15 protein-coding genes are annotated in these 15,449 nt (G+C 61.0%); 1 reads left to right on the forward strand and 14 read right to left on the reverse strand.

Annotated features, from left to right (window positions below):
- Positions 1-13: 13 nt before the first annotated feature.
- The 14 genes from AC06G8_RS17505 to AC06G8_RS17570 form a co-directional block, all read right to left on the reverse strand.
- Positions 14-730 carry a Cthe_2314 family HEPN domain-containing protein gene (locus tag AC06G8_RS17505; protein WP_480283418.1) on the reverse strand — a complete coding sequence of 239 codons (717 nt, stop codon included), beginning with the start codon at positions 728-730 and terminating at the stop codon, positions 14-16.
- A 61-nt stretch (positions 731-791) separates the two neighbouring features.
- Complete coding sequence (locus AC06G8_RS17510) at positions 792-2,564, reverse strand: UbiD family decarboxylase (RefSeq protein ID WP_480283419.1); 1,773 nt, start codon at positions 2,562-2,564, stop codon at positions 792-794.
- A gap of 9 nt (positions 2,565-2,573) precedes the next feature.
- Positions 2,574-3,482, reverse strand: coding sequence for a COX15/CtaA family protein (locus tag AC06G8_RS17515; RefSeq protein WP_480283420.1), 909 nt, complete (start codon positions 3,480-3,482; stop codon positions 2,574-2,576).
- Between the two features lie 262 nt (positions 3,483-3,744).
- On the reverse strand, positions 3,745-4,107 hold the full coding sequence (locus tag AC06G8_RS17520; protein ID WP_447663990.1) for a thioredoxin family protein: 363 nt from the start codon (positions 4,105-4,107) through the stop codon (positions 3,745-3,747).
- A gap of 66 nt (positions 4,108-4,173) precedes the next feature.
- Positions 4,174-5,853, reverse strand: coding sequence for a putative polysaccharide biosynthesis protein (locus tag AC06G8_RS17525; protein ID WP_480283421.1), 1,680 nt, complete (start codon positions 5,851-5,853; stop codon positions 4,174-4,176).
- A gap of 185 nt (positions 5,854-6,038) precedes the next feature.
- Positions 6,039-6,770 carry a ThuA domain-containing protein gene (locus tag AC06G8_RS17530; RefSeq protein WP_480283422.1) on the reverse strand — a complete coding sequence of 244 codons (732 nt, stop codon included), beginning with the start codon at positions 6,768-6,770 and terminating at the stop codon, positions 6,039-6,041.
- Positions 6,771-6,811: 41 nt separating this feature from the next.
- Complete coding sequence (locus tag AC06G8_RS17535) at positions 6,812-7,327, reverse strand: DUF456 domain-containing protein (RefSeq protein WP_480283423.1); 516 nt, start codon at positions 7,325-7,327, stop codon at positions 6,812-6,814.
- 7 nt (positions 7,328-7,334) lie between these two features.
- Entirely contained in the window at positions 7,335-8,087 is a 753-nt protein-coding gene (locus tag AC06G8_RS17540) for a Cof-type HAD-IIB family hydrolase (protein ID WP_480283424.1), read from the reverse strand.
- Positions 8,088-8,344: 257 nt separating this feature from the next.
- The gene (locus AC06G8_RS17545; RefSeq protein WP_076353703.1) at positions 8,345-9,229 is read right to left on the reverse strand and encodes a metal ABC transporter permease; all 885 of its coding nucleotides are present in this window, start codon (positions 9,227-9,229) and stop codon (positions 8,345-8,347) included.
- A 1-nt stretch (position 9,230) separates the two neighbouring features.
- Positions 9,231-10,166 (reverse strand): metal ABC transporter permease, encoded by a 936-nt coding sequence (locus AC06G8_RS17550; RefSeq protein WP_480283425.1) that lies wholly within the window; start codon positions 10,164-10,166, stop codon positions 9,231-9,233.
- Positions 10,163-11,098, reverse strand: a complete 936-nt coding sequence (locus tag AC06G8_RS17555) for a metal ABC transporter ATP-binding protein (RefSeq protein WP_480283426.1) — start codon at positions 11,096-11,098, stop codon at positions 10,163-10,165. The genes AC06G8_RS17550 and AC06G8_RS17555 overlap by 4 nt, the downstream gene beginning before the upstream one ends.
- The gene (locus AC06G8_RS17560) at positions 11,095-12,063 is read right to left on the reverse strand and encodes a metal ABC transporter solute-binding protein, Zn/Mn family (protein WP_480283427.1); all 969 of its coding nucleotides are present in this window, start codon (positions 12,061-12,063) and stop codon (positions 11,095-11,097) included. The genes AC06G8_RS17555 and AC06G8_RS17560 overlap by 4 nt, the downstream gene beginning before the upstream one ends.
- 230 nt (positions 12,064-12,293) lie before the next feature.
- Entirely contained in the window at positions 12,294-13,481 is a 1,188-nt protein-coding gene (locus AC06G8_RS17565) for a transglutaminase domain-containing protein (RefSeq protein WP_480283428.1), read from the reverse strand.
- A 95-nt stretch (positions 13,482-13,576) separates the two neighbouring features.
- Positions 13,577-14,002, reverse strand: a complete 426-nt coding sequence (locus AC06G8_RS17570) for a hypothetical protein (RefSeq protein WP_447663924.1) — start codon at positions 14,000-14,002, stop codon at positions 13,577-13,579.
- A 203-nt stretch (positions 14,003-14,205) separates the two neighbouring features.
- Here AC06G8_RS17570 and AC06G8_RS17575 point away from each other — a divergent pair, with 203 nt between their 5' ends.
- Positions 14,206-15,417, forward strand: coding sequence for an MFS transporter (locus AC06G8_RS17575; protein ID WP_480283429.1), 1,212 nt, complete (start codon positions 14,206-14,208; stop codon positions 15,415-15,417).
- The last annotated feature ends 32 nt before the right edge of the window (positions 15,418-15,449 follow it).

A 15,449-nucleotide genomic window follows, 5' to 3' on the forward strand; every position in this document is an offset into this window, starting at 1 on the left:
TCCTTGCCTCGACTCACTTGCTTACGGCAGGCTTCAATAGAGACAAAGCATAATCGAACACGAGATGGACGGTTCCCGCCGCCATGTCCAGGCATTGGGCCAGATCCTCCATCTGGCTGTTGATATCCTCCAGCTTCACTTCGTCTCCGAAGTTGAGATGCAGCTGCATCAGATCGTCCTGCAGCTCGGAGTTCATGCTGTGGATCTCGACATTCCGCCTTTTCCGCAATCGGACGATCGGCTCGTCATACTGGTTCTTGATATCCGTGAGCGGACCGGCAAGCCCCGGATGAAGCTTTTTGTCCCTCATCCGGTGCAGCACCGTAAAGTAGGAGAACTGCCTCTTGAATTGCTCCGTTTCCAGCGACAGCATGTCATTGAGCAGCGTGCCCAGCTTGTCCAGCAATGCGAACAGCCGGATGAAGGCATTTTTGTCGAAATAGACGTAGCGCCTGTAATTCAGCCGTTCATCCGGGCCCATGTCCTCGACGCTGGAGCTCGTGACCATCGCGCAGAAGCGTGATGCCGCGTAGCAGCTCTGCTCCAGCTCATCAAGGGAAGCGATCAGGCCGATCGTCCATACCTCGTAAGTCCGCGCCTTATGATTGCGGTCCTTGCCTTCCTCCACGAGCTTGTGGAGAAGGGAGGCATAATCGGCCATCGCTTGGACCGCTTCGGCCATCTTGCCCTCAGGCTTGGCCGGCGCTTCCCCGAACAACATTCTCAGCATGGACCTTCCTCCTCCGGATTTTCTTAGCTTCTGTGCAGCAGAGCCAAAAACCTTCAGGCATTCAGGATTTAGGGAAATATTCCTTCCATCTGCCGTCGACCAGAGAAACGATATCCTCCCGAGGGAACAGCTCGTCCGGATACCCCGGCTTCATGCGGGCATCGATGATGATCGGAAGGCGATAGGCCATATGATGGCGCCTCGCTTCGGACAGGGCATAGATATCGTCCGCGGGATTGAACCGGGTGAATACCGTCCACAGGAACGGCGTCTGGGCCGAAGCGACCGAGCTGGCGTCGTCCACCAGGACGATCAGCGGCCAGTCGGTTCCTTTCTCGGCGGCTCTCTCCAATACTTTGGACGCAAGCTCCGGATCCGAAGCATAGTCCGCTCCGGAGACGGTCAGGCAGCCGCGGCAATAAACCGCGATGTCGCTGATTTCGGCGATCGGGCCTTCCGTATACTCATGCGGCAGTTCACGCACAGGCTCGCCGACGCCCATCAAAAGCGCCTTGCTGCCATGGTTGAGCTTGCCGCTCGTGTAATCGAGCGTATCATGCGATGTGTTGTCGAAGACGAACAGGTCGGTCTCCGGGCGGAAGCGCTCCAAAATCGTCTCCAGCAGCATGTCGAAGCGGGACAGGTCGACCGGCTGGTCGGTCAGCATCAGGAACTTGGTCAGCGTCAGCTGGCCTTCGCCAAGAATGCGGAAGCCGGTCGCAAGCGCCTCGCGCGAATAGCTCTCCCGCACGACAGCGGCGGCCAAGGCGTGGACGCCGGTCTCCGCGTAAGCCCACAGATCCTTCACGCCAGGCATGGCCATCGGGAAAGCCGGGCTGAGCAGCCGCTGCAGATATTCGCCCAGGTAGTAGTCCTCCTGCCGCGGCTTGCCGACGATCGTCGCCGGGTAGATCGCATCCTTGCGGTGATGCACATGGCTGACATTGAATACCGGGAAATCATGCTGCAGGGAATAATAGCCGAAATGGTCTCCGAACGGGCCTTCGGGCCTGCGCAGATGCGGCGGCACGCTGCCGTGGATCGAGAACTCGGCTTCCGCCGGAATGCGGTGGCGTCCCAGCGGATCCTGGGTGACCGGGAGCTTGCTGCCGAGAATGAGCGATGCGATCATCAGCTCCGGCAGATGCTCCGGAACAGGAGCGATCGCCGAGGCGATCAGCGCCGGAGGTCCCCCGAGGAATACGCTTACCGGCAGCTCCTGGTTGTTCCTCTCCGCTTCGTGATAATGGAAGCCGCCGCCTTTGTGGATCTGCCAGTGCATGCCGGTCGTCGAGTCGTCGAAGATCTGCATGCGGTACATGCCGACATTATGCTTCTTCGGATGGGACGGATGCTCCGTATACACGAGCGGAAGCGTGACGAAAGGACCGCCGTCATCCTGCCAGCTGGTCAGGAACGGCAGCCCCTTCAGCGGGTTTTCCCTGCGGACGGCCTGCATGACCGGCGCGGCGCTGTTCGGAACGTTTTTGAGTCCTACCTTGAGCAGATCCTTCACCATGCCTCGCTCGCCCCATACGGCTCCGAGCGTTGGCGGCAGCAGGCGGTCCATCGCGCCGACGACCGTCTTCATCAGCTCCTCGGGCTTCGTGCCGAACGCCAGATCGACGCGGCGGGCGGTGCCGAACATATTGGTCAGGACGGGGAAGGTGCTGCCCTTCACGTTCGTGAACAGCAGGGCAGGTCCTTCCTCTTCGATCACGCGCCGGTGAATTTCCGCCAGCTCCAGATTCGGATCCACCGGAGCCTCGATGACGGCCAGGTCGTTGTCCTTGCGCAGCGCTTCTACGAATTGCCTTAGGTTTGCAAAAGTCATGATCGGCTCCTAACGTCTCTTCCGGGCTTGGACACCCAGGTCTATAAGGATGGAGAACAAGATCGTAATGATGAGATTGTGGACCATATTGGTGAAGATGAACCATTGGTCGTTGCCGATGGTCGCGGTCAGCCATGCGCCGCTGAAAATCTGGCAAATGACCAGAATGAGCACCCAAAGGGCAGAGCGCGCGGCCGGGTCGGCGCTTCCGGCTTGCTTGCGGACATGAAGGAAAAGGCCGAGAAGCACGAAGAAAAGAATCAGTCCGGCGATCCGGTGGACGAAGACGATGCCGGTCGCTCCATTGATCTCCGGAACGAGCTCGCCGTTGCACAGCGGCCAGCCGAGGCAGCCCCCTCCAGAGTCTGTATGGCGGATGAAGGCGCCGAGGTAAACGACGACGTAACAATAGATCGCCGCAGATAAAACCCTGGTATACACGGAGCCTGGAAGCATCGATGCCGAGGCGGGATCATGCCCCTTGTCCATCCGCCTCACCCACAGGACGAGCAGCACCGTCGAGGCGACCGCAAGCAGCGAGATGCCGAAGTGGAGCGCCATGACGGGAGGGCTCTGGTACCAGACGACGGCAGCGGCGCCCATCAGCGCCTGCACGATCGTGAAGAACAGCGTCAGGCCAGCGAACCAGAGCGGCTCGCGGAAGCGGCGGTAGACCATCACGGTCATGACAAAGGTAGCTACGACGATGATGCCGACCAGTCCGGTCACGACGCGATGCGAATATTCTATGGCTGTCTCGAGGGTAAAGGCGGGAATGAACTTGCCGTTGCATAGCGGCCAGTCATCGCCGCAGCCCCTTCCGGAGCCCGTATTGGTCACGAGAGCGCCTGCAAGCAGGACGAGGAACATGCCGATGCTGGACATCCATGCAAGCAGGCGGTATAGGCGGGAGATCATCGTTTGTTAGTCACCCCTTCGATGGATACAACCCTCATTATAGCGGCAAAAAAATGCAAAAGCCATGTTGAAAATGTGACGATAATGGCATCATTCCGCGTCGGATCAGACATGATTTGTACAAGCATTCCGGCGTTATTTTGTCCCGCTGAAGCTGGCAGCTTGCATGCCCTTAACGGGGAATAAATAACGCATGCAGCATAAAAGCCCATCAGAGAGTGGCCCCTGATGGGCTGGCTGCCAAGCCGGGCTGCGCCGAGGCTTACAGCGCGGCGGATACTTCGATCGCGCGGCCGAGGAACTGCTCGATCTCGTCCCTCGATTTGCGCAGCTTGCTGACGAAGCGGATGACTTCCTTGCCTTCGCGGAAAGCGATGAAGCTCGGAATGCCGAGAATGTTCAGCTCGGAGCATAGCTCGGGCAGATCGTCGCGGTCGATCTCGATGAACTCGATCTTGCCCGCGTAGTTCTGCTCGATCTCCGGCATGAACGGATCGATGAAGTGGCAATCGGGACACCAGGTCGTCTTGAAGACAGCCACCGTGACGCCGGAAGAGGCGACGGTTTCGCGGAACTGTTCGTCGGTCGTTACTTTGCGCATGTCAATCACCCTTTTTGTATGGATTTACTCTATCGTACCGAGTTTGAACCGTTTTGTAAAAGTCCTGCCGCCTAGCCTCCGGGAGGATCATTATCGGGAACCGTGCGCTTCCGTCTCCCGGCGCCCGAAGCGGCGGACCAGAGGAAGCAGAATCTTGCGCAGAGGGCCAGGGAAGGAGCTTGCGTCGGCTTCCCTGATGACGCCGAGCGCGATGAGCAGGAACAGGTAGAACATGCCCATCACGGCGCCAGTGGCGATGGTGCCGGCAAAAAAGACGAGCTTGGAAGGGAGAATCGAGCCGAGCACGCCTCTGACGGTCATGTCGGTCCCGTAGCCTGCCCCGGCGGCGATGACGATCGTCAGCAGGTATGCAGGCCAGCGGCGGCCGAGCACGTTCAGCTTCACCTTGTTCTGGATCGCCCTCATATTCAGCCAGGTGATGATCATGAAGCAGAGCATGGAAGCGATGATGAAGCCGTAGCCGCCCAGCAGCGGGCCGAGCGCCAGGCTGCCGACGATCTTGACGGCGTAGCCGATGATGGCGCTGATCATCGCCGGACGCGGATTGCCGAGTCCGAACAGGATCGAGTTGCTCGTCATCATCGTGATCTGGAAGATCGTGCCGATCGTCAGAGCGGCCACGACGCCGCTGGCGCCGGGATCCGAGAACAGGAGCCCGTTCACGGAATGCGCTCCAACCGTCAGCACCAGGGCGACAGGCACGCCGGTGAAGACGACGATGCGCATGACGAGCGAAGCCTGCTTGCGCACTTCATCCAGCCGTCCGACGGAATTGGCGGCGGACAGCACCGGAATGATCGACTGGCTGAGCGCGATCGCCAGAATCGGCGGGATGCCGGCAATCGACTGCGCGTTGAAGATGAGATAGTCGCGGATGCGGCTCGCCGTATCATAGGCGCTGTAATAGCTGTCCGTCCAACGGATGAAGAAGGTCGAGTCGATCAGATAGATGAACTGAACCGTCATCGCCGTGACGACGATCGGCACCGACATGGCGAAAATTTCCTTGTAGATGCTGCGCAGCCGCACCGGAGGAGCCGCTGCCTCGGACGCTGCCGCGCTCTCGCGGGCCGCCCGGCCGAGCGAGCGCTCCTCCTCCATGTCGGAGCGCTTCAGCTTGCGGGCGTAATACAGCATGACGAGGAAGGCGCCGATGCTGCCGAACACGCTGCCGAAAGTCGCGGCGGCGGAAATCCAGCGGTCCGTCCAGCCGAGATTGAGCACGATGAGCGCAAGTCCGATGCCGACGAGCACACGCGCGATCTGCTCGACGATCTGGGAAATGCCGCCTGCCGACATCATCTGCCTGCCCTGGAAGTACCCGCGCATCATCGCGATGATCGGGAACAGCAGCAGCGCCGGCGCGATCGCCCGGATCGATGAGGAGGCTTCCGGCGTGCGGACGAAGCTGGAGGCGTAGTAAGGCGCGAATATGTACAGCAGCGTCGACAGCAGGACGCCGGTGACGGCTCCGAACAGCAGCGCGGCGCGGTAGATCCGCTGGGCTTCGCGCGGCCTTCCGAGCGCGTAGCGTTCCGAAACCATCTTGCTGATGGCGCTCGGAATGCCGGCCGTGGCGATGATGAGCAGGTATAGATAGACCGTATTGGCGATGCCGAAATACCCGTTGCCGGGTCCGGAGAACATATAATCCAGCGGAACCCGCTGGAACAGTCCGAGCACCCGAGCGATGAGCGCGGCCGCCGCCAGAATCAGAGTGCCCCGGATGAGGGAGTCTTTTTTGACCATGTTGTCGGGTTCCTTCTTCCTTCACGAATAATACGAATGACCCTGCTAGTGTACCACAAAACGGTTCCCCCCCACACCCGTCCATCCCGAATCGGCCATGCGCTGCCGCGGCAATAAAAAATCCCGCAGAGAAATCTGCGGGATCGATGGGCTCTGCTGCAGCCGGGTTTGCCCCGCTGCTGGAACTATACGTTTTTAGGCGAGATCGGCTCCAGCGAAGGCACGCTCTGGCCGCGCACCGGAACAGCCGCTCCGGATGGTGCCGCCCATTTGACGGAGTTGGAGATGACCTTCAGCACGTTGGCATCGTAGTAAGTCGGATGCGTCTCGTGGCCCGGACGGAAGTAGAAGATCTTGCCTTGGCCGCGGTGGAACGTGCAGCCGCTGCGGAAGACGTTGCCGCCTTCGAACCAGCTGACGAACACAAGCTCGTCCGGAGCCGGGATATCGAAGTGCTCGCCGTACATTTCTTCCTGCTCCAGCGCGAACTGCTCCGGCAGGCCGGCTGCGATCGGATGCGCGGGATCGACGACCCAGATGCGCTCGCGCTCGCCGGCTTCGCGCCATTTCAAGTCGCAGCCCGTGCCCATGAGCTTCTTGAAGATTTTGGAGAAGTGGCCGGAGTGGAGGACGATGAGGCCCATGCCTTCCATGACGCGCTTGTGGACACGCTCCACGATGGCGTCCTCGACGCGGTCATGCGCCATATGACCCCACCAGATCAGGACGTCGGTGTTGTTCAGGACGTCTTCGCTCAGGCCATGCTCCGCTTCCTCGAGCGTTGCCGTCTTGATGTCGAGGCCGGAGTCTGCAAGCCCTTTGGCCAGCGTGTTGTGGATTCCGTCCGGATAGACGTTGCGGACTTCCTCATGTTCTTTCTCGTGGACGAATTCGTTCCAGATCGTCAGTTTGATCATTGATGGTGAACTCCTTTAAGTAGATATTGGGAAGATGGACATCAGAATGCGAGCCAGAGGATGAACAGGATGATCATGGCGAGCTGCAGGACGATCTTCACGGCCGTGCTCGACAGCAGGCCGACGACGGCGCCGATGCCGGACATGAAGGTGCGCTTCAGGATCGGTCCCGATACGGGCTCCTTGTCCATGACGATCTTGTACAGCTCCCCGATCATCGCTCCAGCCAGCGGGCCGATGATGAGGCCGAACGCCGGAATGACGAACGGGCCGACGATCAGCCCGATCGTGCTGCCGACGACGGATGCCCGGGAGCCGCCGAATTTCTTGACGCCCCATGCGCTCACGGCGTAATCGGCGATGAACAGGACGACGACGATGAGCGTCTGGATCGTCCAGAACATCCAGCCGAACGGCGAGAAGCTGATGAAGAGGCCGTAGACGAAAAAGGCCGCGTAGATGGCGAGCGCTCCCGGAAGGATCGGATAGACCGTTCCGGCCATGCCGACAAGGAACAGGATGACGACGAGAATCCAGCCGATAATTGCTAGCGTCATCGCCGGCTCACCCTTTCAGCAGCATGTCGCGGATGACATGCGCGACTCCATGCTCGTTGTTGCTCAGCGTAACGGCGTCAGCCGCTTCCTTGACCGCTGCCTGGGCATTGCCCATGGCGACGCCGAGCCCGGCTTGGCGGATCGCCTCGATATCGTTGAGGCTGTCTCCGACAGCGACGGCCTGGGACATCTCGATGCCGAGCACGCCGCACAGCTCGCGGATGGCGGTCGCCTTGTTCACTCCGGCGGGATTGAGCTCGAGATTCCACGGAGACGAGTTGGTGATCTCCAGCGAGCCCCAGCTCTCGACCTCGCGGCGGATCTCCTCGCGGATGGAGTCGTTCTCGGTATGATAGCCGAATTTGAGCCAGTGGAAATCATCGTAGCCGTCGGCCGGCTCGATCCACTTTTCCTTGTTGAAGACTCCCTCGACGGAGTACCCCCAGAACCAGGGCTCCGCATGCTGGACGGCAAGCCTGTGCAGACGCTTGATCTCCGAGGCGTTCATGAGCGTCCTCCGGTAGAGCACATGCGGCTTGCTCCAGATCTCGCTTCCGTTCACCGTAATCATCGGGGTGTCCAGCCCGAGCTGCTCCGCGAACGGCAAAGCTCCCTGGAAGCCCCTGCCGGTCGAGAAGCAGACGGTTATTCCCGCCTCCATCGCCCGGCGGATCCACTCCGCGTTCTCTTCGCTTATCGTCTGCTCGTCCGTCAGCAGCGTCCCGTCCATATCGAGGGCAAGCAGTTTGTAATCTCTCATATGTTCCTCCCTGCCAGATGGTGTTGCTTGATATTTTATCATATCGGACAAGGATTCCAAATGCGATTCAGCCGGCTGGATTCATTATACGCCGAGGCGCTGCGGCCGCGCGCCTGCCTATTTTGGCGCATCTGCATGGTATTTTGGCTACGGAGCCGCTCTTTCCGTCTGCGCAAATAAAAAACATCGACGGCATGCCGGCATCCAGCCGTCAGCCATCGATGAAAGAAAGAGCGGAACGAGAAGGCGGAATCCGCTCAGGCGGCTCCCTCCAGGCTTCTCCGCCTCCGCCGCAGCCGTCCCGCCATGAGGCCGTGCTTCGGCGAAAGGACGAATGCAGCCGCGAACAATGCCGCGGCAGCCGCCACGATGCAGCCGGCGATGGAAGCGTCCAGCCATACGGCGAGCAGGAAGCCCAGGAACGTGGAGAGCACGCCGCAAGCCGCGCTGATCGCGATCATCCTGCCGAGTCGGTCGGTGAGCAGATAGGCGGTGGACGGCGGGATGACGAGCAGTCCGACGACGAGAATCGCGCCTACGCTTTCGAAGGAGCTCACCGTCGTGATCGATACGAGGCCCATCAGCAAGTAATGGAACAGGGCGGCCGGAATGCCTAGCGCCGCCGCCAGCAGCGGATCGAACGCGCACAGCTTGAACTGCTTGTAGAACAGTCCGATGACGGCGAGGATCAGCGTCAGCGCTCCCCCGAGCAGCCATACGGAGCGCGGCCCGATGCCGACCCCGCCGATCTCGAGCGTATTCCAGGCCGCATAAGCGATCTCCCCGTAGAGGACGCAGTCCAGGTCGAGGTCGACCTGCCTGGCGTTCAGGCTGATGAGCACGACTCCGATCGCGAACAGCGAAGTGAAGATGACGCCGATCGAGGCATCGCTCTGGATTCCCCGCTGGTTGAACCATTGGATGAGAAAGACGCACAGCAGCCCCATGAAGGCAGCGGCGATGAGCATCAGGATCGAATCCCGCGATCCGCTGAACATATAAGCGATGACGATTCCCGGCAATACGGAATGGCTGATGGCATCTCCGATCAGAGCCATGCGGCGCAGGATGAGGAAGCAGCCGAGTACGGCGCAGCTCACGGCGGCCAGGGAGCCGGTCAGCAAAATCCAGAAATCCATCATGTCAGCCGGCCTCCTTTGCCTTGCTTGCAGACGTTGGCTCCAGGCTGCGCCGCATGCCCCTGCGGGTCAACGCGACGACAACGAGGCCCTTGCGGCTGCCGAAGGCCACGGATAAGAGAAAGATCGCCGCTGCCGCCAGCACGCTGACCGGGCCGGTCGGCAGCTGATTCACTTGCGAGCTGATCCACGCTCCCAGCAGGCCGCTGACCGTCCCGAACAGCCCTGACAGGAAGATCATCCGCCCGAGCCGCTCCGTCCAGAAGCGGGCCGATACGGCCGGGGTGATGAGGAGGGCGGCGACGAGCACGACCCCGACGGCCTGGATGCCGGCGACGACGGCCACGACGACGAGCGCCTGCATCAGAAAATCCAGCAGCCCTGTGGGGAATCCCGCTCCCCTGGCGAAGGCGGGATCAAACGAAAGAAGCTTGAACTCCTTGAAGAGCAGCGTGCATACGGCAGCCAGCAGCAGGCAGACCCCGGCCATAAGCCGCACGTCGCTGCCCACCATGGAAGCCGCCTGGCCGAACAGGAACTTGTCGAGGCCGCTCTGGCTCCCGTCTCCGCTGTGCTGGATCATCGTCAGCAGCACGATGCCGATTCCGAAAAACGAGGAAAGCACGATGCCCATCGCCGCATCCTCCTTGATGCGCGAGCGCGAGGTGATGAGCCGGATCGCCAGCGTGCCGGCGATGCCGGCCGCCACGGCGCCGAGCATGAATACCGGCAGCGACTTGACCCCCGTGAGCAGGAAAGCGACGCAGATGCCGGGAAGCGCGGTATGGGCGATCGTATCGCCCATCAGGCTCTGCCGGCGCAAGTAGGCGAAGCAGCCGATCATGCCGCTGCTCAGGCCGAGCAGCATGCAGCCGAGCGCGATCCAGCGCAGGTTGGGATCTGAGGCCAGCGCCTCGATGGAAGCCCATAACCCGGTCATGGCCGCCCTCCTCCATGAAGGGTAGGGACGGCTTCCTGCCGCGGAGCCGGATCAACCTGCCGCGGAGCCGGACCAGCCTGCCGCGGAGCCGGATCTGCCTGCCGCGGAGCCGGATCAGCCTGCCTCTGGCTGGCCGGTGCGGCAGCGCCTGCCCCGGCAAATCCAATCCGGCCTCCGTACGTGCGATGGAGGTTCTCTTCCGTGAAAGCCTTGGCGGTAGGGCCGAAAGCCTGGACCGTTACATTCAGGAGCAGCACGGAATCGAAATACTCCGGAACGGTTGCCAGATCATGGTGAACCACGATGACCGTCTTTCCGTCCGCGCGCAGCTTGCGGAGCAGCTCGACGATCGCTTTCTCGGTCGCCGCGTCGACGCCGGCGAACGGCTCATCCATGAAGTAGAGATCCGCATCCTGCGCCAGCGCCCTCGCCAGGAACACCCGCTGCTGCTGGCCGCCGGACAGCTCGCTGATCTGGCGCTCGGCGAATGCCTCCATGCCGACTCCCCTCAGGCACTCAAGAGCGATGGCCCGCTCCTTGCGGCCCGGACGGCGGAACCAGCCCAGCCGCCCATACCGTCCCATCATGACGACATCGAGCGCATGCGTCGGAAAGTCCCAGTCGACCGACTCGCGCTGCGGCACGTATCCGATCCGCTTGCGGGCGGCATCAATGGTCTCGCCGAATGCCTTCGCTTCCCCTCCAAGCGCCGGCGTAAGGCCGAGAATGCTCTTGATCAGCGTCGACTTGCCGGCTCCGTTCGGTCCGACGATGGCGACAAGCTCCCCTTCCGGAACCGCGAACGAAACCTCCCGCAGCACGGAACGGTTCCGGTAAGCCGTGCTCAGCCCTGCCACTTCGAGGACAATGCGCTTCGGCTTGCCCGCATCTCGAATGCCGTTATCGGCTGCTGCCTCTTCGTATACGTTCATAATTCGCTCTCTCCCTTCAAAGCTTCTGCGATCGTGTCGACATTATGGCGGAACATGCCGATATACGTTCCTTCCGGAGTTTCCTTCTCTCCCAGCGCATCGGAGAACAGCTCGCCCCCGATGACGACCTTATGGCCCATCCGGCCTGCCCCTTCTATGACCGATTCGATCGACTTTCGAGGAATGCTCGATTCGACGAAAACGGCGGGAATGTCGTTGTCGACCAGAAAATCCCGCAGCGCGGCGACATCCTTCGATCCAAACTCCGATGCCGTGCTCATTCCCAGCAGCCCCTTCACCTCCAGCCCGTAGGCCCGGCCGAAATAGCCGAAGGCGTCGTGGGCGGTCACGAGCACCCGCTGCCGCTCCGGAATCGAAGCGAGCTTGTCGGACGCATACTGATGGAGGCTCCGCAGCTCCGCCAAATAAGCGTCGGCCCGTTCCTTATAGGCCTGGGCATGCTCCGGATCCTTCGCCGCAAACGTATCCCGGATCTTCTCCACCGCATGCATCCACAGCTCCGCATCGAACCAGACATGAGGATCCGGGCTGCCGGGCTGGGTCTCCATCACCATGCCCTGCGGAATCCCGTCCGTGACGGCGACAACCGTCCGGGATCGGCCGAGCTTATGCAGCACCTCGGTCATCTTTCCTTCGAGATGCAGGCCTCCGTACAGGACGATGTCCGCTTTGTCGAGCTTGACCATGTCCCCATGCGAAGCCTTGTACAGGTGGGGGTCTACGCCCGGTCCCATCAGCGCCGCCACGCGCACCCGATCCCCGCCCACCGCCTCGGCCGCATCCGCGATCATTCCCGTCGTAACCGTCACGGCCAGCTCGCCCCCGCTCGCCCCGGTTCCGGCATCGCCGGCGCCCGAACAGGCCTGGGCAATCATGAGCACGGACAGAAGCAAGCCTGTCAGAGCCAGCCTCTCCCATTTCCATCTCCATCTCCCTGCCTTCAAATTCCTCTCCCCCTCGACGGCACAAGCCTTCGTTGTTGATTTCTTCAGTTGGGCTTAAGACTTATTTTTTATAGTATACAATAAAGTTTCCATAGTGCAACATATTTTTGTTATACCAACAGATATTCCGGCACATGAAAAAAAGCACTCCTAAGGAGTGCTTGGATACGAAAAACCTTTTATTTATCAAGTCATTTTCCGAATGCAAAAATGTTTACTTCCGAACCACTTCAAACCTTCCTGACATGGGTTTTGTCAAAGTCCGCCGTATCGAACCAATCGCCGGTCGAAGCCCAGGTCGCATCAAGCGGAATCCATTTGCCGCCTTCATCCGCCAGCTTGACCTCATTCCAGGCATGGCTGCCGAACCCTCCGCGGCCGTCGGCTCCAAGGCCCGTCACGACCCGGACTTCCAGTCCGGCCGACCGCGCCATGACCGCGTACAGACGAGCCGTATCGATGCACACGCCCTTGCGGGACTTGAACGTCTCCTCCGGCGTCTGCTCTTTCCATATGCCCTTGGACGTGTAATTGTCCGCCTTGTCCCAATCATAGGCGATCCGCTTGCCGAGCCATTCGTAGAGAAGCTCCGCCTTGTCCCGGTCACTCACTGCACCGGCTGTGACCTGCCTTGCGGCGTCCCCGATATCGGCCGGAATGTTGGAGTCGATGATCTCGTATCTCCGCTGCAGTACCTGCTGGAACTCACTGCCGACCGCTTCCGTAATGACCGGACCGCTGCCTTCGAGCAGCCCTCCGGCAACCGGCTGCAGCAGCTTGTCCGCTGCCTGGCGGTAGACCGGAGAGCTCTCGATGTTCCCGGCCAAGGGAGCTGTTGGAAATACCGATACATAGAGAAACAGAAGAGCAAGCAGCACGAGCGAGCGGCCGACCCCGTGCAGGCCGCCGATGACGGCTCCCGCAGCCCGGTTGGCCGAACGTCTGCTGCCGGCTCCGGCCTCTCCCCCGACTTCCTCTGCTGTACGGGCAGGATAAGCCGCGGCTCCGAACGCTCTCCACGCAAGAGGAGTCAAGGTCGACAGCAGCAGGCGAAGCAGCGCATAGCCGATCAGAAACAAGACGCCGAAGCGAAGCAGAGGCAGGTCCCTCACGCTTGTAAGGAAGGTATACCAGGCCTGCTCCAGGCCGGCCATCTCTTTCTGCGGAAGATGGACATGGGCCTGAAGCCAGCGGCTGGCGGGAGAGGAGAGCAGCTGCGCCAGCTTGGCCGCTCCGGCCAGAGCCGCGATCAGCAGCACTCCTTCCCAGATGAAATGAAACAGCCGCTGCGAGGAATTCCTCGCCCCTCGTCCGAATCCTTGAAGCAGGGAAACGGCGATGACAAGCAGCACGGCAAGCGATACCGGCTCCATATCAAGGAGCGGCTGAAGACTGTTCTGGATGATGGCCATAGACATATGCATGCCCCTCCCTTGTTGTCCTTTTACGTCGAAGTCCTATCGTTCTCTGCGGCAAAGAGCATCCGCTCTCCCTGCTCTCGCCGTCCTCCCGGCTACTTTCCTCGGGCGCCTTCGATCAGCGCTCTGATCGTGCCGTCTATGCTCCATGTTCCGAGCGGAGCCCCCTTGAACGACACATTCACCTTATCCTCGCCCTTCTTTCCTTTGAGCTCCAGATTGTCGGTCTTGACCGTGTAGGTGCCGTCGCCGTTGTCCATGTACTCGGCGCTGCCCGCTTCCCCGGCCATGGCGGTCACCGCCTGATCGCGGACCTTGCCTCCGAGACCCTTCAGATCCTGCAGGTTGTAGCCGCTGTACAGCACGAGACCGATGACGATGACCGCCGCAAGCGCCCATTTCGCCACTGTCCGCACGATGCCGATGACCAGCAGCAGGATGACGAGTCCTACCGCGAGCACAAGCCAGTTCTCCTTGAAAAAAGTGCTCCATGTCTCATAGTCGTAACCCAAGCTATCCATGACGCGCCATGCCCCCTGTCGCATATCCGCGTTCCCCGGGCCGGCATCCGGCCCCGCGGTCAATAGTCCCATTATAACCGACGCTGCCGGGAGCGTAAACGCGGCCGGAGAGGCGGCGATAAAGCATATCCTGTCCCGCAAGGGCGTACAAGTAGTAAAGTCCTGAACAAGCCGAGTCCGCAAGCCTGAAGGAGGGCAACAACGTGAGAACCGCCATGTGGCTGTACCTGTTTTTATTCGTCGCCTTTTTCGATCTGCATGCCCAGTACCCCATCCTGACTCCGTACGCCGTCTCGCTGGGGGCCGCGCCTTCGTTCATCGGGCTTATGATGGGCATGTACTCCCTCACCCATCTGCCGGGCAACATCATCGCCGGCTTCGGCATCGACCGCTTCGGCAGCCGCATGTTCATCGTGTTCAGCCTGCTCGGAGCCGGCGTCATCCTCCTGCTTCAGGCTCAGGTCACGAATCCATGGCAGCTGCTCGCTCTCCGCTCGATCAGCGGTTTCGTCCTGGCTTTCCTGTCCCCTGCCTGCAGCGCCTTGCTGGCCAGAATGGCGACGGACGCTCTCCAGCAGGGCAAGCTGATGAGCGGCAGCGGCTTCGTCCACACGCTCGCGTCGGTCGTCTCGCCCGCGGCGGGGGCTTTTCTTGTAGCCCGGATCGGCTTCTCCAGCGCCTTTTACCTGCTGGGCTGGATTTTGATCGGCACCAGCATCTGCGCGCTTCTGTTCATCCGCGACCGCAAGGAGACGGCCATGCTCCCGGCGGGTCCCCGGTCCTTGAGCCACGCTCCGCCAAAAGCCGCGCTCGCTTCGGTTGCGGCCGTCCCCGCCGGCGATTCCGGAGGCTTTCCGTGGATCGTCTTCCTGCTTCCCGTCGCCATCAGCTGCTCGCAAGGCATTCTCAGCTTCGAGCTCCCGCTCATGTCCACCACTTCCGAGGGCATGATGCGTACCGGATGGCTGTTCTCGGTCGTAAGCGCGGGAGGTCTCATCACCCTGAGCATGCTGTTCCTGAACCGCATTCCGGCTTTCCGCCGCACGCTCTGGGGCGCTTTGCTGCTGGCCATCGCCTATTTCGGCATCGCAGCCGGATTCAACGCCCCGCTCGTGTCGCTGCTTCTCGTCGTCGGCATGGCCAAAGGCGTCATCTTCCCCGCCCTCTCGACGCTGCTCATCGAGCTTAGCGGAACCGAGCGCTACGGCCGCACGTTCTCGATCCTGTCGATCGCCTTCTCCATCGGAGCTTTCCTCGGACCTATGATCGCGGGCCAGGTCCGGCATTTCGTCTCGCCCTACTATATTTCCTTCGTCTTCCTCATGCTCGCTCTCGCCGTGCTTCCCTTCCACGGAAGGGGAGGCCGGAACCGGATTCCTGCAGCGCCATCCGCCCAATTGCCGAGGACTGGGTGAATGCACAGGGCGCGCACCATGCAGGTACATAC

Source organism: Paenibacillus sp. SJS-P3, from assembly GCF_056711585.1.